The organism is Rhizobium sp. Nf11,1 (assembly GCF_050587665.1).
Lineage (GTDB): Bacteria > Pseudomonadota > Alphaproteobacteria > Rhizobiales > Rhizobiaceae > Rhizobium.
In genome coordinates this window covers 64,583-89,646 of record NZ_JBOBHU010000024.1, presented here as the reverse complement: position 1 = coordinate 89,646, position 25,064 = coordinate 64,583, and the positions used below count along the sequence as shown (strand labels likewise).

Genomic DNA, 25,064 nt, shown 5'->3' with positions numbered 1-25,064 from the left:
CGGTTTGATGGCGGGCGCAGTCAAAGGGTAACCCATGGCTTTCCTGGAAATCTCCGGCCTCAGAAAGCGCTTCGGCGCCGTCGACATCCTCAAGGGGATCGATCTCGAACTCGAAAAGGGCGGCTTTCTCGTGCTGGTCGGCCCGTCCGGCTGCGGCAAGTCGACCCTGCTCAACACCATTGCCGGGCTGGAGACGATCACGTCGGGCGATATCCGCATCGACGGGCGCGCCGTCAACGGCCTGCATCCCTCCAAGCGCGACATCGCCATGGTGTTCCAGTCCTATGCGCTCTATCCGAACATGACGGTGGCGGGCAACATCGCCTTCGGCATGGAGATGCGCGGCGTGCCGCCGGAGGAGCGCAAGCAGGCGATCGACAAGGTCGCCAAGGTGCTGCAGATCGGCCATCTGCTCGACCGCAAGCCGAGCCAGCTGTCGGGTGGCCAGCGCCAGCGCGTCGCCATGGGCCGGGCGCTGGTGCGCGATCCCAAGCTCTTCCTGTTCGACGAGCCGCTCTCCAACCTCGACGCGAAACTGCGCGTCGACATGCGCATCGAGATCAAGCGGCTGCATCAGGCGACCGGCAAGACCATCGTCTATGTCACCCACGACCAGATCGAGGCGATGACGCTCGCCACCCGGATCGCCGTGATGAAGGACGGCATCGTCCAGCAGTTCGGCACGCCGGCGGAGATCTACAACAATCCCGCCAACATGTTCGTCGCCGACTTCATGGGCTCGCCGGCGATGAACCTGGTGAAGGCCTCGGTCGAGAACGGCGCCGGCGGCCTTGCCGTCTCGCTCGAGCGGCCGAACGCCGGCCCGCTCAGACTTCCCGTCACGACAACCGCCAACGGCCTTTCCTCCTATGCCGGCCGGCAGGTGATCTTCGGCATCCGCCCGGAGGCGCTGACCGATCCCGATGGCGCCGACCGCAATGCCCGCTCGCTCACCGAAGGCGACTGCCTGATCGAGGTTGTCGAACCGGCCGGCTCCGACACCTTCGCCGTCACCAAGCTCGGCGGCAAGGAAGTCGTCGCGCGCCTGCGCGCCGATGCCGGCATCGCGCCCGGCCAGCACACACGCCTCGCCTTCAATCTCGACAAGGCTGTCTTCTTCGATCCGGAAACGCAAGCGCGGATCGCGTGATGGCAAGGTGTTGACATGAGCGGTTCACCAGACATCGTCATCATCGGCTCGGGCGTCGGCGGCGCCACCGTCGCTGCCGGCCTGGCTGTATCAGGTGCGCAGATATTGGTCCTCGAAGCCGGCGATCATATTGCTGATCTTCCCGTCAATCGCGACCAGCGCGCCATCTTCCAGCGTGGCCATTTCCGGCCGAATGAGACGTGGTACGAAGCGAACGGCAGGGGCTTCAACCCCGGCAACTATTACAATGTCGGCGGCAACTCGAAATTCTACGGCGCCGTCCTCTCACGCTACCGCAAAGAGGATTTCGACGTCATCGAACATCGGGAAGGCGTGTCGCCGGCGTGGCCCTTTCCCTATGAAGAGCTGGAGCCCTGGTATTCGAAGGCGGAGCTGATGTATCAGGTTCGCGGCAGTCTTGGCGAAGATCCGACCGAACCGCATCACTCGGTTGCCTACGAATTCCCGCCCGTGCCCGATGAGGCGCCGGTCGCCGACGTCAGGGCACGCCTCAAGGCGAAAGGCCTGCATCCGTTTTCGCTGCCGCTCGGCCTGGATCTCGATGCCTGGCTCTCCAAGGCACGCACGCCCTGGGATGCGCATCCGAATTCGCAGGACGGCAAGATGGATGCCGAGACCGCAGCGCTCGCGGTGGCGCTGAAACACGACAACGTGCGCCTCGAGACCAATGCACGGGTGATACGGCTCGAGACGGGGGCGGGGAGCCGGATCGACCGGATCACCTATGTCAAGGACGGACAGACGCTGACCGTCTCGCCCAGGATCGTCATTCTTTCCGCCGGTGCGGTCCAGTCATCCGTGCTTTTGCTCCGTTCGAAGAACGACCGCTTCCCGAAGGGGCTCGCCAACTCTTCCGATCAGGTGGGCCGCAACTTCATGAACCACAACGCCTCGGCCGTGATAGCGCTCTCGCCGCGCTTCAGGAACACCGCCGTCTACCAGAAGACCTTCGCCTTCAACGACTTCTATCTCTCGGACGGGGAGGACGGACCGCCGCTCGGAAATGTGCAGTTGCTGGGCCGTATTTCCGAAAAGGTCCTCAAAGGCTCTCTGCCGCAGGCGCCGGAATGGCTTCTGCGTTTCATGACGGACCATGCCATCGACTTCTATGCGATGAGCGAGGACGTTCCGAATCCCGAAAGCCGCGTGATGGTCGACGGTGATCGGATCATTCTTAAATGGCAGAGGACCAACTGGGACGCGCATCTTGCGCTTGTCGCCAAGCTGAAGGCGATCCTGCGGTCGATCGGTTTTCCGATCGTGCTATCCAGACCCTTCGACAAACGCACGCCGTCCCATCAGTGCGGAACGATCCGCATCGGAAACGACCCGGCAACAGCACCACTGGATCCATACTGCCGGTCCTACGATCACGGCAATCTTTTCGTCGTCGACGCCGGTTTTCTCCCCACATCGGCTGCGGTCAATCCCGCGCTCACCGTCGCCAGTCAAGCGCTCAGAGTTGCCCATCACATCGCATCGACGGATTTGCAGACACAGGCAGATCCATTAATGCGCGCCGGCTTCAAATAGGACAGTAAAATGGGATTCGATTATATCATCACCGGTGCCGGTCCTGCGGGCTGCGTTCTTGCAAGCCGCCTCAGCGAAGATCCCGATGTCAAGGTACTGCTTCTGGAGGCGGGCGGAGGCGACTGGAATCCCCTTTTCCACATGCCCGCCGGTTTCGCCAAGATGACCAAGGGCGTCGCTAGTTGGGGATGGGAAACCGTTCCCCAAAAGCACATGAAGGACAGAGTGCTTCGCTATACCCAGGCAAAGATCATCGGCGGCGGCTCGTCGATCAATGCGCAGCTCTACACCCGCGGAAACGCGGCCGATTATGATCTCTGGGCCAGTGAAGACGGCTGCGAGGGCTGGGACTACCGTTCGATCCTGCCCTATTTCAAACGTGCTGAGGACAATCAACGTTTCGCAGACGACTACCACGCCTACGGCGGTCCGCTGGGTGTCTCCATGCCGGCTGCACCGTTGCCGATCTGCGACGCCTATATTCGCGCGGGTCAGGAGCTCGGCATACCCTATAATCACGACTTCAACGGCCGCCAGCAGGCCGGCGTCGGATTCTATCAGCTCACCCAGCGCAACCGCCGCCGGTCATCGGCATCGTTTGCCTATCTCTCGCCAATCAAAAACCGAAAGAATCTGATGATCCGGACGGGCGCGCGCGTCGTGCGCATCATCCTGGAGGCGGGCCGCGCCGTCGGCGTCGAAATCGCGACCGGACACGGTCTGGAGGTCGTGCGGGCTGAACGCGAAGTCCTCGTCTCGTCAGGCGCGATCGGATCGCCGAAGCTCCTGTTGCAGTCCGGGATAGGGCCGGCCGACCATTTGACCTCGGTCGGCGTCAGGCCCCTCCACGATCTGCCCGGCGTCGGCGGCAATCTTCAGGACCATCTCGATCTCTTCGTTATCGCCGAATGCACCGGCGATCACACCTATGACGGCGTCGCGAAGCTCCACCGGACACTGTGGGCCGGAATTCAATATGTTCTCTTCCGCACCGGTCCGGTCGCCTCGTCGCTCTTCGAGACTGGCGGCTTCTGGTATGCCGATCCCGACGCACGGTCTCCCGATATCCAGTTCCACCTCGGCCTCGGTTCTGGCATTGAAGCAGGCGTCGAGCGGCTCAAGAACGCCGGGGTCACGCTCAACTCGGCCTATCTGCATCCGCGCTCGCGAGGGACGGTGCGTCTCTCATCCGCCGATCCCGCTGCGGCTCCCTTGATCGATCCCAACTACTGGTCCGATTCTCACGACAGGAGGATGTCGCTGGAGGGGCTCAAGATCGCCCGCGAAATCATGCAGCAGGCGGCGCTGAAACCCTATGTTATGGCCGAAAGGCTTCCCGGGCCGAAGGTCGTGACCGACGAGCAGCTTTTCGACTATGGCTGCGCCAATGCCAAGACCGACCATCATCCGGTGGGCACCTGCAAGATGGGAACCGGGTCCGACGCGGTTGTCGGGCTCGATCTCAAGGTCCACGGCCTGGAAGGCCTCAGGGTCTGCGATTCCTCAGTCATGCCGCGCGTGCCGTCATGCAACACCAACGCGCCGACGATCATGGTCGGCGAAAAAGGATCGGACCTCATTCGGGGCCTGCCTGCGCTGCCGTCGGCGATCTTCGCCCATGAGCGCAATGATACGAGGCCGCGGGCCCGCGCCGAGATCCGCTAAGGAGTAACGACAATGTCTGAAGTGAAAGTTGCAGTGCTTGGCGCCTCGGGCTGGATGGGAAAGGTCCACACGATGGCCTATCAGACCTTTCAGCATTTCTTCGGCGTGTCGGACGGAACGGCGCGGATCGTGGCGCTTGTCGACAGCAACCCTGACGTAGCGCACGATATCGGCAACAGGGCGCCGGGGGCCAGGATCTACCAGGATTGGAAGCTGGCGGTCACCGATCCCGAAGTCGATCTGATCGATATCTGTCTGCCCGACCATCTTCACTATCCGGTGGCCAAGGCCGCGCTGCTGGCCGGCAAACATGTCTATTGCGAGAAGCCGCTGGCAAACACCGCCGATGAAGCGCGGGAGCTGGCCGAGATCGCTAAAGAGAAGGGGGTCATTACACGTGTCGGACACGCGTTTCCCCGAAACCCCGTTCATGATTTGGCGAAAGAGATTATCGAATCCGGTGAAATCGGCGAGATAAAGCTGTTTCGCGGCTGCCAGCATGTCGACATGTATGGGGATCCCACAGCGCCCTACATGTGGCGTGCCGATGGCAAGCTCGCGCCGACCGGGATCGTCGGCGACACCGGTTCGCACATCTTCAGTTTCATGGATTTCCTCGTTGGCCGCGTCAGCTCCCTGATCGCCGACAATCTCATCGTCACCACGCGCCGGCCGATCGTCGAGGGGCTTGCCTATGGGGAGCAGGTGAAACTGTCAGGCAACGAGGCCTGGGCCGATATCACCAATCCCGACGCGACGAACCTGCTGTGCCGGTTCGAAAACGGCGCCGCCGGCATCGTCGACTTCAGCCGCGTTGCCACCGGCCGCAAATTCATGCAGACCTATGAAATCTACGGAACGAAGGGCAGCATCGCCTATACCTATGACGAGATTAACCGGCTGCGTTTTTACTCCAACGACGACAGCACGGGACGCCGGGGATTTCGCGAGATCGACGTCGGTCCTGAGAACCCCACCTTCAGGGCCTTCCTTCCGCTGCCGAATTTCGGCATTGGCTATAATGAAAGCAAGATCATCGAGGTGGCGGAGGTGATCCGATCGATTGTCGCAAACAAACCGATGTGGCCGACATTCGATACCGGCCACCATATCTGCCAGATCGTCGACGCATGCATGGAGTCCTCCCGGCAGAGACGCTGGGTGCATATCCCGCTCAATTGATTGTGGCGAGCCGATGACAATAGACGTTCCGCAGGAAATTCTTGACGCACTGACCGACGTCGATATGCCGCGGCTTCCGCCGGAGGCTCCTGCTTCCGGAGTAGCCCGCCTCGCAGGCATCGACGTGCCGATCCACCGAGCCAGTTGCGTCGTCGTCGGATCCGGCGCTGCGGGTTTGCGTGCGGCGGTGGAAATGAAGCGGCGCGGCGTCGATGTCGTCATCATCAGTCAAAGTGCATGGGGCGGAACCTCGGCCTGCTCAGGCTCCGATAAGCAAACCCTTCACACCGCAAACACGGCCGATCAGGGCGATAATTACAGGGCGATGGCCCGCGCCATCGGCAGCGGCGGCGCCATGGACGAAGACACGGCCTATGTCGAGGCGGTGGGATCATCGCGGATGATGGCGTCGCTGCAGTTCTTGGGATTGCCGCTGCCCCAGGATCCGCTTGGCGGAACGCTGAGATATCAGACCGACCATGACGAGGTCGGCCGCGCCACCAGCTGCGGCCCGCGCACGTCGCGGCTAATGGTCAAGGTGCTGGCGGAGGAGGCGATCCGGCTCGGCGTGCCGTTCTACAACCAGACCACCGCGGTCAAAATCCTCACCGAGGGCTCGGGGGCTGATCGTCATGTCGCCGGCATGCTCGTCATGCGCGCCGGCGACCGTAGGCAGGAGAACCCGCTCGGCATCGCCTTGTTCGTGAGTGACGTGATTGTGCTCGCCGCCGGCGGCCCGGGCGAACTCTATCGCGACAGCGTTTATCCCAACGGCTGCTTCGGCTCCCTTGGATTGGCGCTGGAGGCAGGCGTCGAGCTCGTCAATTTGACCGAAAGCCAGTTCGGCATCGGGACGCGCAGGGAGGGCTTCCCGTGGAATCTGTCCGGCACGTACGTCCAGGCAATCCCACATATCTATTCGGTCGATGGCGAAGGCGCCGAACACCATTTCCTGGCGGAATATTATCGAAGCACCCGGGAGTTGGCGTCAAACATCTTCCGCAAGGGCTATCAATGGCCGTTCCACGCCACCCGGATGCTGGATTTCGGCTCGAGCCTGGTCGATCTCGCCATTTACCGTGAGACCGCAGCGGGTCGGCGCGTCTTTATGGACTTCAACCGCAATCCTCTGCCCGTCCCCGGCGACCTGCCATTCAGCCTGGAAAGGCTGGACGAGGATGTTCGGCTCTATCTCGGCAAGGCTGGCGCCGATCAGGAAATGCCGATCGATCGATTGAAGCATATGAACCCGCTCGCGATCGAACTCTATCGCCGCTACAAGATCGATATTGCCGAAGAGCCGCTGGAGTTCGCGGTCAACAACCAGCACATGAACGGCGGCATCATGGTCGATAGCTGGGGCCGCACCAATCTGGGTGGCTGCTACGCGGTCGGGGAGGCGGCGGGCACACATGGGGTAACAAGGCCCGGTGGAGCGGCGCTGAATGCCGGGCAGGTCTTCGGCACCCGGGTGGCCGAACACATCGGCGCCGGCGGCGGGGCGAAGCGGGCTGCCGCGGGACGTGTACCGGAGGCGGCGGAGGCGGGCATCGCCAATCTTCTTTCCGCGCTGCGGACCGAAAGCCCGCTCACCGTCAAAGCGGTCCGCTCGGCGGTGCAGGCACGCATGAGCGAGAAGGCGGGCATCATCTGCGATCAAAGGAGCGTCCACCAGGCCTTGGTCGAAGCGCGGAAGCTGAACGCCGAAATCCGCGCCAACGGCGTCGCCTACGGCCGCGCGGCCGAAGCGGTCCGAGGCGTGCAATGGCGGCACATGGCGCTCGCCTCGGAAGCGGTGCTGAGTGCGCTGGACTTCTTCATCGGCAAGGGCGGCGGCAGTCGGGGAGCACGCGCGATCTGCGATGCACAAGGCGAATTCCTTCCGCTGGCGAGCGTCGGTCCACTGGAGCACTATCGCTTTCGCAAGGAAAGCGAAGCGCATCGCAAGGAGCAGATCATCGTCCGGCTCGAAGGCGATGAGATCAGGCTTTCAACCCGTCCCAACCGCGAACTGGATGAAAGCGCCAGATCCTTTTTCGAGCGGGACTGGCCCGCCTGGCTGACGGGCCGCATCTACGACCTTGGCGCTGGCGTATGAGGCGACGCTGTAACCATATCAATCGGGATTTGCGACCGGCGGAGGAACCCGGATGCGCTCCGTATCGTCAGAGCCTTCTGTGACGGCTTCTTCGCTTTTGCGCACATGCCTCGGCGGATCTTTTCCTTCGACCGGTTTCGGCGACAACTGGTCGTCGGCCTGGATTTCGTCGGTATTGAGATAGTTCTTGCTTTCGCCCATGACGATCATTTCCGATTGGAGAATTGCGGGGCAGGAATGCGACCCTTCTGATCGGCGCGGCCTGTCTCAGGGTCGGAGCCGGGGACGCCGTCGCCCGCCTCGCGGCTGTTGCCCATGCTAACGGGAGGCTTGCGCTGGTCGTCGACATCTGCCTCGGGCAGCTCGTCGTCCTGAGTATCCTCATTCAACGACTTCGGCGGAAGCTTGGCGGAATCGGGAATGGATTTCGTGCGCATCGGACAATCTCCTTTGCAGGCAAACTCCGGCAGCCATCGCAGGTTCCCTGATATTCTGCGATCGCTTACACGGCTTCAGCTGCGGGAACATCGAGCTCTATCATGACGGGTGCGTGGTCGCTCGTATGCTCCCAGCCCCGCGGCTTGCGCCGGACGGTCGCCGATCGAAGCCACGGCGCCACCGTCGGGCTGAGCAGAAAGTGGTCGATCCGAAGCCCGGCGTCGCGCTCGAAACTGTTCCGCCAATATTTCCAGAAGGTGTAGATGCGCTCGTCCGGATGCAGATGCCTGATGGCATCCGTCCAGCCCTGGGAGACGAGCTGGGCATAGGCTTTGCGGACTTCGGGCCTGAATAGCGCATCGTCTCGCCAGCGCTCCGGCTTGTAGACGTCGATCTCCGTCGGCATGACGTTGAAATCGCCGGCAAGGATGGAAGGCACCTCGATTTCGAGCAGTTCGGCGGCATAGGCGTGCAGGCGACGGAACCAGCGAAGTTTGTATTCGAACTTGGCACTGGGAAAGGGATTGCCGTTCGGCAGATACAGGCATCCGATCAGCATGCCCTCGATGACGGCTTCGATATATCGGCTGTGGGTATCGTCAGGATCGCCCGGAAGACCGCGCCGGGTCAGTATCGGTATCTTGTCCTTTGCCAGTATGGCGACGCCGTTCCAGGATCGCTGCCCGTGCCAGACTGCGCCGTAGCCGGCCCGTTCGACCTCCTTTCGCGGAAAATTGGCGTCGTCGGTTTTCAGTTCCTGAAGGCAGGCGATATCGGGGGCATCCTCCTTCAGCCAGCGGAGCAGGTTGTTCAGTCGCCCGTTGATGCCGTTGACATTGTAGGTTGCAATTTTCATGGGCTCACGCCGCGACGGTGGCCAGATCCAGAAGCTGGCCGCAATCTACTGGTTCACTGGTCGGGCGTCACGGGCATAATTTTTCGCGGCATCCTTCAGAAACGCTCCTGAGTTTCCTCCTCCGGTAGTCCACGCCCGCAGTCGGCCCAGTCAAGCCGGCTCTCAACGCCGTAATGACCTGCCGGGCGTATCCTGTCGGGGTGATCGAGCGAACCGACTGTCACGCGGATCAGTTCGTCGCCGTCATACTGAAGAAAGAGCGGCGTTCCGCATGCGCCGCAAAAGCCACGTGTCGCGATGGGTGAGGATCGGTATACGGCAGGGGAAGCCTTTGTCCAGGCGAGATCTTGAACCTTGGCCTGGACAAGAACCGCGAAAGGTCCTCCGGTCGCCTTCTTGCACATGTCGCAATGGCAGTATCCCGAATGCGGCTGATCGCCGCTGAATGCATATCGGCAGGATCCGCACAGGCAGCCGCCGGTCCATTGGCTCGCCATTGTGGTCCTCTCAGCGCGTTGCGCCGAAGACGAAGGCGATGCCGGCGACGATCGCTGCAGCCGTCAGCGGCTGCCGGCGGATCCGATCCTCAATGTCCTGGACAAAGCTCTTCGCTTCGGCCTTTGCCAGGCGGGCTGTTCCGGAAGCCAGCTCGGAGGCGGATTCGGCCACCCGGCCGGCTTCTTTCTGAAGCGCGCGCAACTCTTCGCGATTTGCATCGAATCTGTCCGAGGCGCGGGCTGTTTGTCCGGTAGAGCGCAAGGCTTGATCGACCAGCGGGTACTCTTGGTCAACCGCGGTCGGATCAGGCTCCCGCTTCACGCGCTCAGCCGCCTCTACATCGCTGCGGCCGGCGGGAATGGAGGTATGAGTGGCGGAAACAGGATCAGAAGCAGGAAACGTGTCTTCGATCGCTTTGTCGAGTTCGCCCTTTCGGGATTGTTTGCGCTGCTCTGCCTGCTCTTTTCGCAAGGACTGGACGGCGGGTGATTCATTCGGGTTCGGCATCGCGGTTTCCTCCGTTGCATTTTGATAATCAAAAGCGACCACGACGAAAGAAGTTCCAGAAAAATGCGGCCGCGCCTCATCCAACATCACGATGGCGGCAAAGTCGACAATATACGCGCAGAGGCAGTATTTTTGATGGCAGCGCTCGTATTTTTGGGGGCGCATCCACTGTTTGCCGGACCAAAGTCCTGCCTTTTCTTAGTACCTAGGTCCGGTTGCATTTAGTCCTCAGAAAGGCGAAAATTCCCAGGCGTCCAAGGAGCGTAGGAACGGCGAAGAACGGATGAACAAGGCAATGGCATTGACTGTCTCGAAACGAGGTTTTTTGAGATTGGGCGGCTGCGCTGCCGTCGCCTTCGTGGTTGCCGCATCACCCGTGACGATTAACCTCGACGGCTCCCTTCGCGTTCTGAGGGCGAAACACGCAGAGGCAAAAGACGGCAATAATGGGAACGGCAATGGGGGCGGCAACGGTGGCGGCAACGGCAACGGTGGAGGAGGCGGCAACGGGGGAGGCAATGGCAACGGGGGCGGAAACGGCAATAGTGGCTCCGGCAACAGCTCAGGTGGAAGCTCCAGCAGCAGCGCCGGATCCTCTTCCTCCTCGGCTTCGACGTCGACAGGATCGAAGGCCAGAGCGACCGAAGGTACCGATGGGTCGATCAACGTTCGCCACGCGAACGGCATCACCGAAAGCCTGCGCAGTGGCCGCTATATCATGAAGGACTCGAAGGGCAGGACGATCATAAGCCGGCAGGCGACGGCTAGCGACGCAAGCCGGCTGAGCCGCTTCCTTCGCTAAGGCGCGGAAAACGCCACCGCAGAGATGCCAGGTCGACCCGGTGCTATCGTCGTTCACGCCACTGCAGGGCCGCTTCGGTCCTGTTCGAGGCGCCGAGCTTGCTCAGGATCTGGGTCATATGGTGCTTTACGGTCTTTTCCTGCAGGTTGAGGCGCAGGCCGATATGCTTGTTGGACAGACCTTGGGCGACGAGATCCATCACCTCGCGCTCCCTTGGCGTCAGACTGTTCTTGTCGGAGTTTCCGTTGTGTAGCGAATTTTCCATCGCCTTCGCCGACATCGTCGGCGAGACATATCGCGATCCGCTGAGGACGGTTTTAATCGCTTCGGCGAGACCGCGGGAACCGACACCTTTGAGAACGTAGCCCATCGCGCCCTGCTGCAGGGCTCCGAGCAGCGTGTCCACCTCCTCGGATACCGTCAACATCAGCACTTTCGTCGTCGGGCTCAGCGCCAGGACGTCGCCGATCGCAGCCAATCCCCCGCCGGGCATCGAGACATCGAGGAGCATGATGTCGGGACGGTTGTTTGAAGCGATCATGGCAGCGTCTTCGCTGTTGGCCCCTTCGCCAATGACCACGAAGTCGCTCATCTCCGACAAGCTGCGCGTTACGCCCTCGCGAAAAAGCGGGTGGTCGTCCACGACGCCGACGGTGATTGGTGTCATCTCTACTCTCCAGCTTCCATAGGCTCGAAGGTCATGGTCACGGTCGTTCCGCCTTCACCCGTCTTAATATCGAAAGATCCCCCCAGGCTGTCGATGCGTTCGCGCAGCCCAACCAGGCCGAGGCTTGTCGGCCTCACCTCCGTCGGGTCGAACCCATCGCCACGATCACTGACCTCCACACAAACATGACCATTGTGCGACACGGCTTTCACGCTCTGCTGAACGCCGCCGCCGTGGCGATAGGCGTTGTTCAAGGCTTCCTGAACGAAGCGATAGATACAGATCTTTACGGCAGCAGCGAGCTCGGGTCCATCCTCGTCGATGTTCGTTTCGACAACGGTTTCGGTCTTGTGCCGATGCGCTTCGACGACCCGCAGCACGATATCGGTGATGGAGGACTTTTCGATCTGCGGGAGCACCAGTCCACTGCAGATATTGCGGATTTCCGTCATGGCCTCGGCGAGGCTCGAGCGTATCCACGCAAGTTCTTTTTCGCGCGCTTCGGGCTCGGTGGACGCATTGATCAATAAATCGCTGTCCAGTCGCAGTGAAGCATAGGCAATGTGCTGTGCCGGACCGTCGTGAAGATCGGCGCCAATGCTGCGCAGATATGTTTCGTTCAGCGCCGCTACACGCTGCGAAGCGCGCTGCAGCCGCCGCTGGAGCCCGCGATTTTCAGCCAGCAGCGAAGACAATTCCTGGACCCGTTCCTTGAGATCCCTGCGCTGCGCTTCTATCGTGCGGCTTCCGCGAAAAACCAGGGCGGAGAGAACGAGGAAAAAGACGCCAGTGAGAGCGGCGACCGCCCCCCAGCTCTGCAGCCTCGCGTGAGCCAGGCTGTCGCCAAGGCCTTCCGCCGTCTCGTAGAATTCGAGCACAGCGACCGCCTGGCCGGACCACGGCTGGAGAACCGGATTGTAGATTTCCATCAGCGGCTTGCCGAGCGCGCGCTCGGCGCCGCTTTCCGGGTCATCGGCAATCTCGTAGCGCGCCACGAGCGAGCCGGCGAATGCCTTCTGCAGCTTGGCGTTCAGGGGAAATTTCTGACCCACCAGATCCTTGTCGTTCGAATAGAGGATGGTGCCGTCGTTTCGCCACAGCCTGAATGAGACAAGGCGCCTGCCAAGCGCCCCCTGGCCGAGCGTTTCGTCGAGAGCCTGGGCACTGCCTTCGTCCAGCAGCGATTCCGTTTGCATGTCGGGAAGCAGCGGCGCCACCACACTGTCGACGTAAAGAGCCGTCGCCGCGCCGGAATTATGAATGACGGCTTCCTCGATCAGATGAGTGACAAGGATGCCCACCAGAAACATGGCGGCGATCGAGACCAAGCCACCCGCGATGAAAAATTGCGAGGCGAGTGAGCGGGCATTCCAGCGGCGCAGCCAATTCATTTTGATACCGGTAAGAGACTTTCCCGACTAAACCTACAGCGTCTTTAGAGTTTTTCCAGACTGTATCAGGGCAGATTCCTGGTATCGAAGACCTCAGCGCCTCTGATGCTCTCGGTCAGTTGGAGGCTATCGCCTGACATGGCTGCGCCGAAGACATAGAGAAGGCCGGCCAGAACGATGACGAGGGCGATGACGGACACGTTCCAGGCATCATTCGTATGAGATCTGTTCCTTTGGGGCATATGCGGATCTCCTTCCGTATCGCTCAAACGACGCGGTCAGGCGACCGTTCCGCGTCGGGGACTTCGGTCGAAGGGGCTTGGGACCAAGGTCCGTCCCCGTGGACAACAGCGGATTCAGCCATATCTCAATTTCGATAGAGTTGGGCTTGGAGACTTGTGGTGACAGTTTCTGCGAACATCGAAGGCGCCGCATTTGCCGCGTCTCCCCCTCCGTTCGGGGCAGGCGTCGCCGACCTTTACCAAGCCCTTCTCGTGCCGATTCTCTTTGAGCCCTATGCGTTGGAAATGGCAATCGCAGTTGAACGGTCGAAGCCGGTCAGCGTGCTCGAAGTCGCGGCGGGGACCGGCGCCTTGACACGCGCTCTGCGGGCGAAGCTTGATCCGGCCGCAGAGATCGTTGCCGCCGATCTCAGCCAGGCGATGATCGACGTCGGCGCACCATCTGTGACGATGTCGCGAACGCATTGGATGCACGCGGATGCGCAAGATCTGCCGTTCGCCCCTTTGATGTTCGATCTCGTCGTTTGCCAGTTCGGCGTCATGTTCTTTCCGGATAAGCCGAAGGCCCACGGCGAGGCGAAAAGAGTGTTGCGGAGCGGAGGCCATTTCCTGTTCTCGACGTGGGATTCGCTTGCTGCCAACGATTTCGCAAGATGTGTGGACGAATGCCTGACAAGCCTCTTCCCGTCGGATCCTCCCGATTTCCTCAGGCGCTTGCCATATTCTTACTTCGATCCCACCCCGATCAAGGCTGAAGTATCATCGGCGGGATTCGAGGCGGTTTCCTGCGAGCGGCTCGAACTGACCTCCATCGCGGCCACAGCACAGGATGTCGCGACCGCTTTCTGCCGGGGCACGCCGCTCAGCGGAGAAATCGAATCGCGGGCGCCGGAGCGCATGTCGGAAATCGTTGATGAGGTGGCCGAGCGGGTGGCGTCCCGCTATGGCGCCCGTCCTTGCGGCAGCATGAGTGCCCTGGTCGTCTCCGGCCGCGCTCCTTAACCTCTTCGGTGTCCTCTCGCGCGTGATTGTCCGTGCCGGGGCTCGTGCGGACAATCATTGTCCTGGCGCCTGGATTGAACCTACGGTCGCGGATTAGGGGATGAGGCGGTAGTTGAGGTAGGGAGAGGCATCGCGCCCATGACGTGCTGTTCGATCTCGACACAGGTTTCGTCATATTCCCGCACCAGCTTCAAATTGAACCGTCGCCTTCGAAGCCGATCACGCGCTTCGACCGCCATCTGATAGGCCTCGAAAAGCTCGAGCTGCCACGGGTCGCGCGCCTGCATGATCAGCGTCCGCATTTGCGGCAGACGCATGGCCAGGCGCCTGCGTCCTGCTTCCCGGCGGTTGGATCGTGTCATCTCCTCGGTCTCCTGCCCAAGCCCGCGATGCGATGGCGTGCGGCTCGAGAATAGCGCGGCTGACGAATAATAAAATCCAGACCAAGGGCCGGGATGCCTCAGACCGAGGTCCGGGGCGTGGAACGACCTCGTCGCGAGCAAGTTGGTTTGGCAGCGGCAAGCAGGCCGCATTGAAAGGAAGGAGGAAAAGATGCTCTTCAAGCTTATTGCAGGCGCGGCAACTGCCATGACCCTGATGTCAGGTGTCGCATTCGCCCAGTCCTCGACCGTCAATGGTGCGGCTGGTGGCGCAATCACCGGAGCTATCGTTGGTGGTCCGGCCGGTGCTGCTATCGGCGGCGTTGCCGGTGCAGTCGTCGGCACGGCGATCGATCCGCCGCCGCAAAAGGTCGTCACTTATGTCCGCGAGGCGCCGGCACCCTCGGCACGAGTGGTCGTGAAGGAAAAGGTGGTCGTCGGCCAGCCCCTGCCGGAAACGGTCGTCGTGACCCCAGTTCCGGACGATCCGAAATATGCCTACGCGGTGGTCAATGACGAGCGTGTCATTGTCGAACCCTCGTCCCGCAAGGTGATTCAGGTGATCAAGTGACCTGATCGTTCACGTGGCTCTGCCGCGTCTTCCAAATCATCTTCAGATCAGCCGCACGATGGACGGCAGCGTCATCGTGCGGCCGCCAGGGTCGAGGAGAGGGAACATGATTTATCCCGAAAAAAAATCTGCTGGTTTCGCCGTGCCGCTGATCGCCATCCTCTTGGCGATCGTCGGCATTCTCGCGGTGCTGGTCGCCACCGGCGGTCACAGCAGCGCCGCGGCGCGCGTCTGGGTTCCCCAGGCACAAGAGCAGGAGGCGGGCTGATGAATGGCATTGCGACGGTCGCCTTCGGCATCGTCAGCTCGGTTGGCGCCTGCATGGCAGCGGCATCCGTTGCCTCGCATGTTGTGGCGGATTCCGAACCGCGCGCGTTCACGGACCTTGCGGCCCCCGATCTGTGGACGACGAGTCCGGTGAAGGTCGATCCCCATCGGCAGCATTATGAACGAATTCCACCTGTCTATTCCAGCTATGTCACCGAGGCTCCGACGACCACGGTGCCAAGGGTGGCTTCGCAACCCGCTCGTCCGTGGACAGAACCTCAGAAACCGCGGCCAGAACTCGCTGCCGAGCACCTTGCCTGGTGCGCGCAGCGCTACCGCTCCTTCGATCCTGCGACCAACAGCTATCGATCCTATAGCGGCAGGACCCGCGAATGCTCTTCGCCGTTCCAGCAGGATATCGCCGAGAGCCATGAAGGCGGCAGCCCGAAAGTCAATGCCCAGGCAGCAGCCCGATGCGCCGCCCGCTATAGATCGTACCGACCGGAAGACAATACATATCAGCCATGGGAAGGACCGCGCCGCAGTTGCGACATGTCGGATCTGGTCGCGACGAGCAATTGACCGTTGACGGGCGAGCCGTACGAAACTGAACCGAACTGGCTAGCCGGACTAAAGTCCGTGTTGTAATCGCAGCGGTTGTGATATCCGGTTGTATTTGAGGGGCGGAGAGCGGGGATGGCAACGACGCTGATAGCAGAAATCCACCTGGCGCAGACAAGGCTTCCGTTCTTGAGCAGGGCGGAACGCGGAGCCCTTATCGTTCGTATTCTTCGCGAGTTGAAGATACTCCGTCGCGAAGTTCTCGGAAATGTGCCGGCCGATCGCTGCGTTTGGATCGATAAACTGATTGCGTCAGTTTCTTCGACAGTATCGGAAATCGTTACGATGCCGGACGCCGAGTTCAACCGTGTCTTGAACGAGTTCGAAAAGCTCATGGCAACGCTGCATAACATTTCGCACCCGCAGAAGCCGTCGAAGACGGTTCACTAGCGTCGTTAAGGCGACGTACGGCTGCGCCGGAAACCGATCCCGACGCGGGAGCGTTCTCCTTCTATGATCGAAACAAAATCGCCCGCTGACCAGGACGAGAGATCGCCCCGTGACGATGAGCCGAAGCCAGGTGCAGAGGTCTCCTTCCCTTACGACAGGATGACTGTCGAGCAGTTTCGAAACCGCTTCCCTCGCGCCCGCTGGAACGACGTGCGAAAGGCCTGGTTCGTTCCCGGCCGAACGGCGTCCCGTCGCATCGGCCGATGGCTTGCCGAGCTGGAGGCCGAAGCCGACGCGCATGCGGATGCGAAGGGACGCGATGCCTTCGCCTTCGATCCCATCGACAGTCCATATCTGGAACTTGGTAAGGCCGGCTTTCGAATCCGAACGCCCTATTCAAAAACCGTCGTCGACGAACTTCGCGAGGTGCCGTTCTCGCGATGGGACGGCGATCTTCGAATATGGCACGTGCCCTTTCGATCCTATGAGGAGCTGAGACGCAGATGGCCTGAGATCGAAGCGGCGGCTCGCAGAAACGAACCGGAGGAGAGGCGACGGCGCGCCGACGAGCGGAAGGGAACCGAACAGGAGATGCGCAGCAGGCTTCGCGCAGCGGAACGCAAGCGCCGCCGTTACCCGCTTCCGACCGACGACCTGCCGCCGACAGGACGCCCGGTGGCCACCTCGTATGGGATCGTCGTCTTCACAGAAATCACCGGCGAACTGGTCGATCCGGCTCTCGTCGCGGATTTCTACCCCGGGGTCACCGAGGATCATCTCTGGGGGTACTGGCGGGCCCCGACATTCGACGAACTTGTCCGTACCTGGCCTGCGAAAACGCCTCCCCGCCGGGATGCCGAATGGTGGCAGCCGACGATCGAAGAACTGAGGCCCGCCCGGCGCACCGCAAGAGCACGCGAAGCCAGGAAGCAAGCGAAGGCGCCGTGACCGGAGCCTGCCACCGGTCCTGCGGACTTGTAGCAGATGCTGTGTCGGAGGATGTCCGGCTGGTGTGGGAACAAATTCCCACGTCGGCCATTTGTTGTCCATGAAAACAGCCCTGCCGATGTCGCTGCTCGCTCTGGCCCTTTCCGTTGGCGGCGCCTCCGCGCGGGAGCTTCTCCCCGAAACGATCAACGCCGCTTCCATTGCCGACATCGGGAAAGGAAAGCTGCAACCCGCAGATCCGGACCCGGCGATCATCCGCCTACAGGTCCTGCTCGACCGCGCGGGCTCGTCTCCCGGCGTGGTCGACGGTCTCTCCGGCGAGAATGTCGACAAGGCGGTGGCCGGCTTCGAGGCGATGAACAAGCTTCCCGTGGACGGCAGGCCGGATCCGGATGTCGCCTCCCGGTTGGAAGACAATTCCCCCGTCGTTGAGAGCTATGTCGTCTCGCCGGAGGACGCCACGGGGCTGGTCGACAGGATTCCTGAGGATTACGGCGAGAAGGCAAAGATGCAGAGCCTCGGCTATACCAGCGTTGCGGAGAAGCTGTCCGAGCGCTTCCACATGGATCTCGATCTCTTGAATGCACTTAACCCTGGCTCGCATTTTGCGCCCGGCGACAAGGTGTGGGTCGTTAATCCCGGCCCTCCCAGGCAAGGCAAAGTCAAGAGCATCGAGGCTGACAAGAAGACAGGGCAGGTGCTGGCCTATGGCGAGGATGGGTCCCTACTTGCCGTCTATCCCGCGACGATCGGCAGCGAGGACAATCCGGCGCCTTCAGGAAAACACAAGGTCAAGGGCGTCTCGAGAATGCCGGTTTACCGATACGATCCGAAGCGAAATTTCAAGCAGGGAAAGAACAACAAGGTTCTGACGATCCCGAAGGGGCCGAACGGTCCCGTCGGCAGCGTTTGGATCGATCTGACCGAGCCGACCTATGGCATACACGGCACACCGGAGCCGAAGCTCATCGACAAGGTCGGCTCGCATGGCTGCGTGCGGCTGACGAATTGGGACGCCGAAGAGCTGGCCGGCATGGTCAAGCCGGGCGTCCTGGTCGAATTCGTCAATCGCAGTCCCGCCGCTCCGAAGTGAAGCGCTGGATCTGCGACTACCTACACGCTACCGCAGCGTCGAGTTCACGAAGCCTTGGCTTCGAAAGCCGGGGCGAAATCCCCAAGTGATTTCGCTTTGAGGATCGCGCCGCCGATATCCTGCTCCACGATCGCCTCGAGATCGGCAAAGCTGTCGATGACATAGTAGATCGGCTGAAGGATATCGATGCGGTAGGGCGTCCTGAGCACGCTCATCAAATCGAACGGTCGGAATTCGCACGACGTGCCTTCCGTTGCCGCCTTCGCTTCGCTCGGAGAGGAGACGATGCCGGCGCCGAAGCAGCGGCGGCCTTGCGGCGTGTTGATCAGGCCGAATTCGACGGTGAACCAGAAAATCCGGAACAGATGCCATGAATAGCCCTTGCCGAGGCGCATGGCGGTTTCGCCGAAATGCCGGACGAAATTGGCATAGCTCTGATTGGTCAGCAATGGGCAATGGCCGAACACCTCGTGGAACAGGTCCGGTTCCTCGATATAATCGATATGCTCGCGGCGGCGCAGGAAGGTCGCCAGCGGGAACTTGCCCTGCGAGAGAAGCTCATAGAAGCGCGAAGGCGGAATAAGTGCCGGCACGCCTTCGACGCCGAAACCTGTGGTCTCGTTCAGGCGTCTGTTCACATCGAGGAGCTGAGGAACTTTTTCCGGCTTGAGCCCCAGCAGTTTGACGCCGTCCAGATATTCCTGGCAAGCCTTGTCGGCCAAGAGCTTCATCTGACGCCGGTAGAGTTCGCCCCAGATCTGATCTTCTTCGGGGGTATAGTCATAAAGGCCGTCCGGGCCGGGCAGTTTGGCGGTGTAGCTGCTTTCCTTGGTCATCGGCTGATCCTCCCGGGAATGGCGATGTCTCTGTCATTATGCTCCGTGTTTGACGGATTTTCTTTTCTTTCATGCCGGGTATCGGCATAGTGGTGGGAGATATTTCCGAGTACGATGGCTACAATGAAAGAATCTGGGAATTTCCGCCGCAAGCTTCTGCAACTGATCCAGGCCGACGGCACTCTGTCGCTGGCGGATCTGGCGGAAAAAGTCGGCATGTCGCAGAGCTCGGCCTGGAGGAAGATCCAGGAACTGGAAGCCGACGGCGTCATCCGCAAGCGCGTGACGTTGCTCGATCCCGGCAAACTCGATCTCAAGCTCTGCGTGATTGCGCACGTCACGCTGGAGGATCACCATGAGGAGGCGGTGGCTTCTTTCGCTTCAGTGGTGCTGGAGCGGCCGGAGATCATGGAGTGCTACGCCTTGTCCGGCGCCTTCGACTACATGCTGAAGATAAGGGCGAGGGACGTCGAAAGCTACGAAGCCTTCATGACCCGCTATCTCATGCGCAACCCGCATGTGCGCACCGTCGTATCAAGCTTCGTCCTGCGCGAGCTGAAATTCTCCACCGAACTGCCGCTCTAACGTTTATCGCGCGCTGTCGCCATGCCGGCTGCCCGGCATCATCACTGGATAGCCTTCGAACGTCTTCAGCGTGTCGAGCACGATCGAGGTTTTCACGTGCTGCACGGATTCGTGCGGCAGCAGAACGTCGTTGACGAATTTCGACAGATCGGCGAGCCCACGGGTCGCCACCTTGAGGTGATAGTCCATCTCGCCGGTCAGCGCATAGGCTTCGAGAACTTCGGGCAGACCGTTGATCAATTGCGAAAATCGGCGGGCATTGTCTCGGTTGTGGGTGGCAAGCGTGACGGAAATGACCACCAGCATATCGAGCCCCAGCTTCTCCCGATCGAGGTGGGCACGGTAGCTGCGAATATAGCCCTCGGCTTCCAATCTGGTACGCCGGCGCGAGCATTGCGACGGTGAAAGCGCGATGCGCTCACCAAGCTCGTTGTTCGTGAGCCTTCCATCCTTTTGAAGTTCCAGAAGGAGGCGTAGATCCAATTTGTCTAGGGGCTCATCCATTGCGCAAAATCTCCAGAATGCTCACAGATCGTGCATAATCTTTTCCTATAGCACCAAGAATGCAAGAACTTTTCGCCAGTTTTGAGCCATAGTTTGCATAGATTGCAATCTCCTCTGGAGGAAAAGAAAATGGGTCCGTTCCCGCATGATGCGCCTCCGTCGGAAATCACCGCCGACAATCCGGCCGGCACCGACGGCTTCGAATTCGTCGAATTCGCCCACCCCGAGCCTGAGAAGCTCAGCGAGCTCTTCACACGCATGGGCTATATCGCGGTCGCCAAGCACAAGACGAAAAACATTACCGTCTGGCGCCAAGGCGACATAAATTATGTATTGAATGCCGAGCCCGGTAGCCATGCCGCCGGTTTTGTCGCAAAGCATGGTCCCTGCGCCCCGTCGATGGCCTGGCGCGTGGTCGATGCCAAGCACGCCTTCGATCACGCCGTGTCGAAGGGCGCCGTTCCCTATGAAGGAAATGACAAGGTGCTCGACGTTCCGGCGATTGTCGGCATCGGCGGTTCGCTGCTCTATTTCGTCGAGACCTATGGGACAAAGGGATCGGCTTACGAGGCCGAGTTCGATTGGCTTGGCGAGCCCAATCCAAATCCCCCAGGGATCGGCTTTTATTATCTCGACCATCTCACCCACAACGTCTTCCGCGGCAACATGGACAAGTGGTGGGATTTCTACCGAGATCTGTTCAATTTCAAGCAGATCCACTTCTTCGACATCGACGGGCGGATCACCGGCCTCGTCAGCCGCGCCATCACCTCGCCCTGCGGCAAGATCCGCATACCGTTGAATGAATCGAAGGACGACACCAGCCAGATCGAGGAATATCTGAAGAAGTACCGGGGCGAGGGCATCCAGCACATCGCCGTTGGGACGGAGGATATTTACGAAGCGACCGACCGGCTTGCCGATAACGGGCTGCGCTTCATGCCAGGCCCCCCAGAGACCTATTACGACATGTCCTATGAACGCGTGCATGGCCATGACGAACCGATCGACCGCATGAAGAAGCACGGCATCCTGATCGACGGCGAAGGTGTGGTGAACGGCGGCATGACGAAAATCCTGCTGCAGATCTTCTCCAAGACGGTAATCGGTCCGATCTTCTTCGAATTCATTCAGCGCAAGGGCGATGAGGGCTTCGGCGAGGGCAACTTCCGTGCGCTGTTCGAGTCGATCGAGGCAGATCAGATCAAGCGTGGTGTCATCGGCACGGCAGCGGAGTAAACTCTACGACGTAGTAGAGTTTTCGGGGAGGAGTTGAGCATGGACCAGACATCGATCCAGGCTTCCGACGCGGAAGCGGCGAAGGCAAACAGACTGAAATATATGCCGGGCTTCGGCAACGACTTCGAGACGGAGTCGCTGCCCGGCGCCTTGCCGCAGGGCCAGAACAGCCCGCAGAAATGCAACTACGGCCTTTATGCCGAGCAGCTTTCCGGCTCGCCCTTCACTGCGCCGCGCGGTACGAATGAACGGTCCTGGCTGTACCGCATTCGCCCGAGCGTGCGCCACACCCGCCGCTTCTCGAACTCGTCCTATCCGCTCTGGAAAACCGCACCCTGCCTGGACGAGCATTCGCTCCCGCTCGGTCAGCTCCGCTGGGATCCGCTGCCTGCTCCCACCGAAACGCTGAATTTTCTGCAAGGGGTGCGGACGATGACGACGGCGGGCGATGCCACGACCCAGGTCGGCATGTCGGCGCATGCCTATGTCTTCAACGAAGACATGGTCGATGATTACTTCTTCAACGCCGACGGCGAACTGCTGATCGTGCCGCAGCTCGGCGCCATCAGAGTATTCACCGAAATGGGCATCATGGATGTCGAGCCGCTGGAAATTTGCCTCATCCCTCGCGGCATGATGTTCAAAATTCTGAAGAGCGGCGAGCAGGCGGTCTGGCGCGGCTATATCTGCGAGAACTATGGCGCGAAATTCACTTTGCCGGACCGCGGGCCGATCGGCGCCAATTGCCTGGCCAACCCGCGCGACTTCAAGACGCCTGTCGCTGCTTTCGAGGACAAGGAAGAGCCCTGCCGCGTGCATGTGAAATGGTGCGGCAAATTCTATGTTACCGAAATCGGCCACTCGCCGCTGGATGTGGTTGCCTGGCACGGCAACTACGCGCCCTACAAATACGATCTGCGAACATTTTCGCCGGTAGGCGCCATCAGTTTCGATCATCCCGATCCGTCGATCTTCTCGGTGCTGACCGCGCCCACCGAAGATGCCTGCACCGCGAATGTCGATTTCGTGATCTTTCCGCCGCGCTGGCTGGTCGCCGAGCACACCTTCCGCCCGCCATGGTACCACCGCAACATCATGAGCGAGTTCATGGGTCTGATCCATGGGCAGTATGACGCCAAGGAGGAGGGCTTCGTGCCGGGCGGGATCAGCCTGCACAATATGATGCTTCCTCACGGCCCGGACGCGCTCGCCTTCGAAAAGGCATCGAATACCGAGCTCAAGCCGATGAAGCTCGATCACACCATGGCCTTCATGTTCGAGACCCGTTATCCGCAGCAGCTGACGAAATATGCAGCCGAGCTCGAAACGCTGCAGGACGATTACCTCGAATGCTGGGATGGCCTCGAGCGCAAGTTCGACGGAACTCCGGGTATCAAGTGAAAGGATCGGTCAAGATCGGCGAAGCTCCCTCCGGCACGGAATTGAGACATGAAACTTGCGACCTTGAAGGACTTCACCAGGGACGGCCGCCTCGTCGTCGTGTCCCGCGATCTGACCCGCTGTACGGAGGTCGGCCACATCGCCCGCACACTGCAGGCGGCGCTCGACGACTGGGAGCATGTTGCTCCGAGGCTTCGGTTGGTTGCCGAAGGCATCGAGGCGGGGGCTCAGCCGACCATCCGCTTTCACGAACATGACGCCGCATCGCCTTTACCGCGCGCCTATCAATGGGCCGACGGCTCGGCCTACGTCAACCATGTGGAACTGGTGCGCAAGGCGCGCGGCGCCGAGATGCCGGCTAGCTTCTGGACCGATCCGCTGATGTATCAAGGTGGCTCGGACGGTTTCCTCGCGCCGCGAGACCCGATCCTGGCAGCAGACGAGGACTATGGGATCGACATGGAGGGCGAGGTCGCCGTCATCACCGGCGACGTCGCCATGGGTGCGAGCGCGGAAGCTGCCAGTGGCGCAATTCGTCTGGTGATGCTCGTCAACGACGTGTCGTTGCGCGGCCTGATCCCGGACGAGCTGGCGAAAGGTTTCGGCTTCTTCCAGTCCAAGCCGGCCTCGGCATTTTCGCCAGTCGCGGTGACGCCGGACGAGCTTGGGGACGCCTGGGATAGCCGCAAGCTGCACCTGCCGCTGCTCGTAAGCTTGAACGGCAGACCATTCGGCAAGGCAAATGCCGGCATCGATATGACATTCGATTTCGGCCAGCTGATCGCCCATGCCGCCAAAACCCGCCACCTCGCGGCCGGAACGATTGTCGGCTCCGGCACGGTCTCCAACAAGCTCGACGGCGGCCCCGGCAAGCCGGTGGGCGAGGGAGGAGATGGCTATTCCTGCATTGCCGAATTGAGAATGATCGAGGCGATCGAAAGCGGATCGCCGAAGACCCCCTTCATGAGGTTCGGCGACCAGGTCCGCATCGAGATGAAGGATCATGCCGGCCATTCGATTTTCGGTGCGATCGAGCAGACGGTCGGAAAATACGAGGGAGCTGACCGGGAATGAACGAGATCATTCTCTACGACTACTGGCGGTCGTCGGCGAGTTATCGGGTGCGGATCGCGCTCAATCTTCTGGGCCTCGACTACCAGACTGTACCGATCAACTTGCTCGACGGTGCGCACAGCATGCCGGACTATCTCGCGCTCAACCCGCAGGGGCTGGTGCCGACATTGATGATCGATGGCAAAACGCTGACGCAGTCGCTGGCCATCATCGAGTATCTGGCCGAGCTCCGGCCGGAATGCGGATTGCTGCCATCGGATGGGCTCGACCGCCACAGAGTGCGCGCCTTCGCATATGCGGTTGCCATGGACATCCATCCGATCTGTAATCTGCATGTTGTCTCGCATCTTCTGACGCTGACCGACAAGGCCGAGGCTCGCGAGGAATGGATGAACCATTTCATCGGCGATGGACTTCGCAAGCTGGAGACTATGCTCGGCGAATCCGATGGCGCGTTCAGCTTTGGCGGTAGGCCGTCGATGGCCGACCTATGCCTTGTTCCTCAGGTCTACAATGCCCGCCGCTGGGGCGTTGATATGACGGATTTCAGACGCATCAGCGACATCGACGCCAGATGCGCCGAACTCCCCGCCTTCCAGGCAGCGCATCCGGACCGCGTAAAACCGTAGGAACTACGCGTCCCGCCAAAAAGAGAATATCGCCGCCTGGCCCAACCGCTTGCCCGTCTCATCGATGAGCTGCCAGACAGTGAAATTTTCGACCCAGAAACGGCGCCCTGATTTCGCGACCCTGAGGCCGCGGCCATTATCGACGAAACCACTGCGCGTGACGGCATCCAGCAGCCGCTGGCGTTCGGCGCGATCAGGCTGCTCGGCTGATAGTCGCGACGGCAGCATGATGAATTCGTCCCAATTATATTCGAAGCAGTTCTGCGCAGTCCGGTTTGCGTAGATGAAGCGCGGGTCGGGCAGTGTATTGTGCGCGAGGACCACGAAAGGTGCATGGCTGTAAAGCCAGTCCGGCCCTTGCCCATCCTCGATAAGAGCGCGGCCGACGATGCGTTTGTAGCTGCCGGTCAAAAGCGCGAAGAAATTGGGATCATTCCTCAGGTCGAGGGCGTGATTGTCGTAGGGGGAAGTCAC

The 25,064-nt window shown here is 60.8% G+C and carries 30 protein-coding genes; 18 read left to right on the top strand and 12 right to left on the bottom strand.

All coding sequences use genetic code 11. The annotated features are described in order from the left end of the window. Window positions 1–34: 34 nt before the first annotated feature. From ACQ7C1_RS26740 to ACQ7C1_RS26720, 5 genes are read left to right on the top strand one after another with little or no spacing between them, the layout of a single operon-like run. Window positions 35–1,150, top strand: a complete 1,116-nt coding sequence (locus ACQ7C1_RS26740; RefSeq protein WP_430960439.1) for an ABC transporter ATP-binding protein — start codon at window positions 35–37, stop codon at window positions 1,148–1,150. Between the two features lie 15 nt (window positions 1,151–1,165). After that, window positions 1,166–2,704 carry a GMC oxidoreductase gene (locus ACQ7C1_RS26735; RefSeq protein ID WP_430960438.1) on the top strand — a complete coding sequence of 513 codons (1,539 nt, stop codon included), beginning with the start codon at window positions 1,166–1,168 and terminating at the stop codon, window positions 2,702–2,704. A gap of 9 nt (window positions 2,705–2,713) precedes the next feature. Then, the gene (locus tag ACQ7C1_RS26730) at window positions 2,714–4,369 is read left to right on the top strand and encodes a GMC family oxidoreductase (protein ID WP_430960437.1); all 1,656 of its coding nucleotides are present in this window, start codon (window positions 2,714–2,716) and stop codon (window positions 4,367–4,369) included. A gap of 12 nt (window positions 4,370–4,381) precedes the next feature. Then, window positions 4,382–5,551, top strand: coding sequence for a Gfo/Idh/MocA family protein (locus ACQ7C1_RS26725; RefSeq protein WP_430960436.1), 1,170 nt, complete (start codon window positions 4,382–4,384; stop codon window positions 5,549–5,551). 13 nt (window positions 5,552–5,564) lie between these two features. Further along, window positions 5,565–7,649 carry an FAD-binding protein gene (locus ACQ7C1_RS26720; RefSeq protein WP_430960435.1) on the top strand — a complete coding sequence of 695 codons (2,085 nt, stop codon included), beginning with the start codon at window positions 5,565–5,567 and terminating at the stop codon, window positions 7,647–7,649. Between the two features lie 18 nt (window positions 7,650–7,667). On the opposite strand, the gene ACQ7C1_RS26715 is transcribed toward ACQ7C1_RS26720, so the two are convergent. The 5 genes from ACQ7C1_RS26715 to ACQ7C1_RS26695 all read right to left on the bottom strand — a co-directional run bounded on the left by ACQ7C1_RS26715 (window position 7,668) and on the right by ACQ7C1_RS26695 (window position 9,948). After that, window positions 7,668–7,850, bottom strand: coding sequence for a hypothetical protein (locus tag ACQ7C1_RS26715; RefSeq protein WP_085777852.1), 183 nt, complete (start codon window positions 7,848–7,850; stop codon window positions 7,668–7,670). Between the two features lie 5 nt (window positions 7,851–7,855). Then, the gene (locus tag ACQ7C1_RS26710) at window positions 7,856–8,086 is read right to left on the bottom strand and encodes a hypothetical protein (RefSeq protein WP_097598729.1); all 231 of its coding nucleotides are present in this window, start codon (window positions 8,084–8,086) and stop codon (window positions 7,856–7,858) included. A gap of 65 nt (window positions 8,087–8,151) precedes the next feature. Further along, on the bottom strand, window positions 8,152–8,943 hold the full coding sequence (xth, locus tag ACQ7C1_RS26705; protein WP_097598728.1) for an exodeoxyribonuclease III: 792 nt from the start codon (window positions 8,941–8,943) through the stop codon (window positions 8,152–8,154). A 95-nt stretch (window positions 8,944–9,038) separates the two neighbouring features. Continuing rightward, the gene (locus ACQ7C1_RS26700) at window positions 9,039–9,440 is read right to left on the bottom strand and encodes a GFA family protein (protein ID WP_430960434.1); all 402 of its coding nucleotides are present in this window, start codon (window positions 9,438–9,440) and stop codon (window positions 9,039–9,041) included. 10 nt (window positions 9,441–9,450) lie between these two features. Continuing rightward, window positions 9,451–9,948, bottom strand: a complete 498-nt coding sequence (locus tag ACQ7C1_RS26695; protein WP_097598746.1) for a hypothetical protein — start codon at window positions 9,946–9,948, stop codon at window positions 9,451–9,453. Between the two features lie 295 nt (window positions 9,949–10,243). On the opposite strand from ACQ7C1_RS26695, the gene ACQ7C1_RS26690 reads away from it, so the two are divergent. Then, complete coding sequence (locus ACQ7C1_RS26690; protein WP_430960433.1) at window positions 10,244–10,750, top strand: hypothetical protein; 507 nt, start codon at window positions 10,244–10,246, stop codon at window positions 10,748–10,750. 43 nt (window positions 10,751–10,793) lie between these two features. Here ACQ7C1_RS26690 and ACQ7C1_RS26685 read toward each other — a convergent pair whose 3' ends face one another. The 3 genes from ACQ7C1_RS26685 to ACQ7C1_RS26675 all read right to left on the bottom strand — a co-directional run bounded on the left by ACQ7C1_RS26685 (window position 10,794) and on the right by ACQ7C1_RS26675 (window position 13,050). After that, window positions 10,794–11,417, bottom strand: coding sequence for a LuxR C-terminal-related transcriptional regulator (locus tag ACQ7C1_RS26685; protein ID WP_085777855.1), 624 nt, complete (start codon window positions 11,415–11,417; stop codon window positions 10,794–10,796). Between the two features lie 2 nt (window positions 11,418–11,419). Then, window positions 11,420–12,808 carry a sensor histidine kinase gene (locus ACQ7C1_RS26680; protein WP_430960432.1) on the bottom strand — a complete coding sequence of 463 codons (1,389 nt, stop codon included), beginning with the start codon at window positions 12,806–12,808 and terminating at the stop codon, window positions 11,420–11,422. Window positions 12,809–12,873: 65 nt separating this feature from the next. After that, complete coding sequence (locus ACQ7C1_RS26675) at window positions 12,874–13,050, bottom strand: hypothetical protein (protein WP_430960431.1); 177 nt, start codon at window positions 13,048–13,050, stop codon at window positions 12,874–12,876. 159 nt (window positions 13,051–13,209) lie between these two features. Here ACQ7C1_RS26675 and ACQ7C1_RS26670 point away from each other — a divergent pair, with 159 nt between their 5' ends. Then, complete coding sequence (locus ACQ7C1_RS26670; RefSeq protein WP_430960430.1) at window positions 13,210–14,052, top strand: class I SAM-dependent methyltransferase; 843 nt, start codon at window positions 13,210–13,212, stop codon at window positions 14,050–14,052. An 80-nt stretch (window positions 14,053–14,132) separates the two neighbouring features. On the opposite strand, the gene ACQ7C1_RS26665 is transcribed toward ACQ7C1_RS26670, so the two are convergent. Further along, window positions 14,133–14,414, bottom strand: coding sequence for a hypothetical protein (locus tag ACQ7C1_RS26665; RefSeq protein WP_097598724.1), 282 nt, complete (start codon window positions 14,412–14,414; stop codon window positions 14,133–14,135). Between the two features lie 190 nt (window positions 14,415–14,604). On the opposite strand from ACQ7C1_RS26665, the gene ACQ7C1_RS26660 reads away from it, so the two are divergent. The 6 genes from ACQ7C1_RS26660 to ACQ7C1_RS26635 all read left to right on the top strand — a co-directional run bounded on the left by ACQ7C1_RS26660 (window position 14,605) and on the right by ACQ7C1_RS26635 (window position 18,322). Then, on the top strand, window positions 14,605–15,003 hold the full coding sequence (locus tag ACQ7C1_RS26660) for a DUF1236 domain-containing protein (protein ID WP_085777859.1): 399 nt from the start codon (window positions 14,605–14,607) through the stop codon (window positions 15,001–15,003). Between the two features lie 106 nt (window positions 15,004–15,109). After that, window positions 15,110–15,271, top strand: a complete 162-nt coding sequence (locus ACQ7C1_RS26655; protein WP_221128004.1) for a hypothetical protein — start codon at window positions 15,110–15,112, stop codon at window positions 15,269–15,271. Then, the gene (locus ACQ7C1_RS26650; RefSeq protein ID WP_430960429.1) at window positions 15,271–15,852 is read left to right on the top strand and encodes a BA14K family protein; all 582 of its coding nucleotides are present in this window, start codon (window positions 15,271–15,273) and stop codon (window positions 15,850–15,852) included. Before ACQ7C1_RS26655 ends, ACQ7C1_RS26650 begins: the two co-directional genes overlap by 1 nt. A 114-nt stretch (window positions 15,853–15,966) precedes the next feature. Further along, complete coding sequence (locus ACQ7C1_RS26645; protein ID WP_085777861.1) at window positions 15,967–16,281, top strand: hypothetical protein; 315 nt, start codon at window positions 15,967–15,969, stop codon at window positions 16,279–16,281. 63 nt (window positions 16,282–16,344) lie between these two features. Further along, complete coding sequence (locus tag ACQ7C1_RS26640; RefSeq protein ID WP_430960428.1) at window positions 16,345–17,229, top strand: hypothetical protein; 885 nt, start codon at window positions 16,345–16,347, stop codon at window positions 17,227–17,229. 100 nt (window positions 17,230–17,329) lie between these two features. After that, entirely contained in the window at window positions 17,330–18,322 is a 993-nt protein-coding gene (locus ACQ7C1_RS26635; protein WP_221128001.1) for a L,D-transpeptidase family protein, read from the top strand. A gap of 44 nt (window positions 18,323–18,366) precedes the next feature. Here the strand turns inward: ACQ7C1_RS26635 and ACQ7C1_RS26630 are convergent, their stop codons facing one another. After that, complete coding sequence (locus ACQ7C1_RS26630) at window positions 18,367–19,158, bottom strand: phenylalanine 4-monooxygenase (RefSeq protein WP_183700813.1); 792 nt, start codon at window positions 19,156–19,158, stop codon at window positions 18,367–18,369. 123 nt (window positions 19,159–19,281) lie between these two features. Here ACQ7C1_RS26630 and ACQ7C1_RS26625 point away from each other — a divergent pair, with 123 nt between their 5' ends. Continuing rightward, window positions 19,282–19,743, top strand: coding sequence for an Lrp/AsnC family transcriptional regulator (locus ACQ7C1_RS26625; RefSeq protein ID WP_430960427.1), 462 nt, complete (start codon window positions 19,282–19,284; stop codon window positions 19,741–19,743). 3 nt (window positions 19,744–19,746) lie between these two features. Here ACQ7C1_RS26625 and ACQ7C1_RS26620 read toward each other — a convergent pair whose 3' ends face one another. Then, window positions 19,747–20,247: an Lrp/AsnC family transcriptional regulator gene (locus tag ACQ7C1_RS26620; protein ID WP_064801992.1), complete on the bottom strand. Its 501-nt coding sequence runs from the start codon at window positions 20,245–20,247 to the stop codon at window positions 19,747–19,749. Window positions 20,248–20,376: 129 nt separating this feature from the next. On the opposite strand from ACQ7C1_RS26620, the gene hppD reads away from it, so the two are divergent. From hppD to maiA, 4 genes are read left to right on the top strand one after another with little or no spacing between them, the layout of a single operon-like run. Next, on the top strand, window positions 20,377–21,486 hold the full coding sequence (gene hppD, locus ACQ7C1_RS26615; protein WP_430960426.1) for a 4-hydroxyphenylpyruvate dioxygenase: 1,110 nt from the start codon (window positions 20,377–20,379) through the stop codon (window positions 21,484–21,486). Window positions 21,487–21,525: 39 nt separating this feature from the next. Further along, complete coding sequence (gene hmgA / locus ACQ7C1_RS26610) at window positions 21,526–22,887, top strand: homogentisate 1,2-dioxygenase (RefSeq protein ID WP_430960425.1); 1,362 nt, start codon at window positions 21,526–21,528, stop codon at window positions 22,885–22,887. A gap of 48 nt (window positions 22,888–22,935) precedes the next feature. Then, window positions 22,936–23,961, top strand: a complete 1,026-nt coding sequence (locus tag ACQ7C1_RS26605) for a fumarylacetoacetate hydrolase family protein (protein WP_430960424.1) — start codon at window positions 22,936–22,938, stop codon at window positions 23,959–23,961. Continuing rightward, entirely contained in the window at window positions 23,958–24,590 is a 633-nt protein-coding gene (maiA, locus tag ACQ7C1_RS26600; protein ID WP_430960423.1) for a maleylacetoacetate isomerase, read from the top strand. The genes ACQ7C1_RS26605 and maiA overlap by 4 nt, the downstream gene beginning before the upstream one ends. A gap of 3 nt (window positions 24,591–24,593) precedes the next feature. Here the strand turns inward: maiA and ACQ7C1_RS26595 are convergent, their stop codons facing one another. Then, a complete protein-coding gene (locus ACQ7C1_RS26595) occupies window positions 24,594–25,064 on the bottom strand; it encodes an MEKHLA domain-containing protein (protein WP_097598714.1) in 471 nt (156 codons plus the stop codon).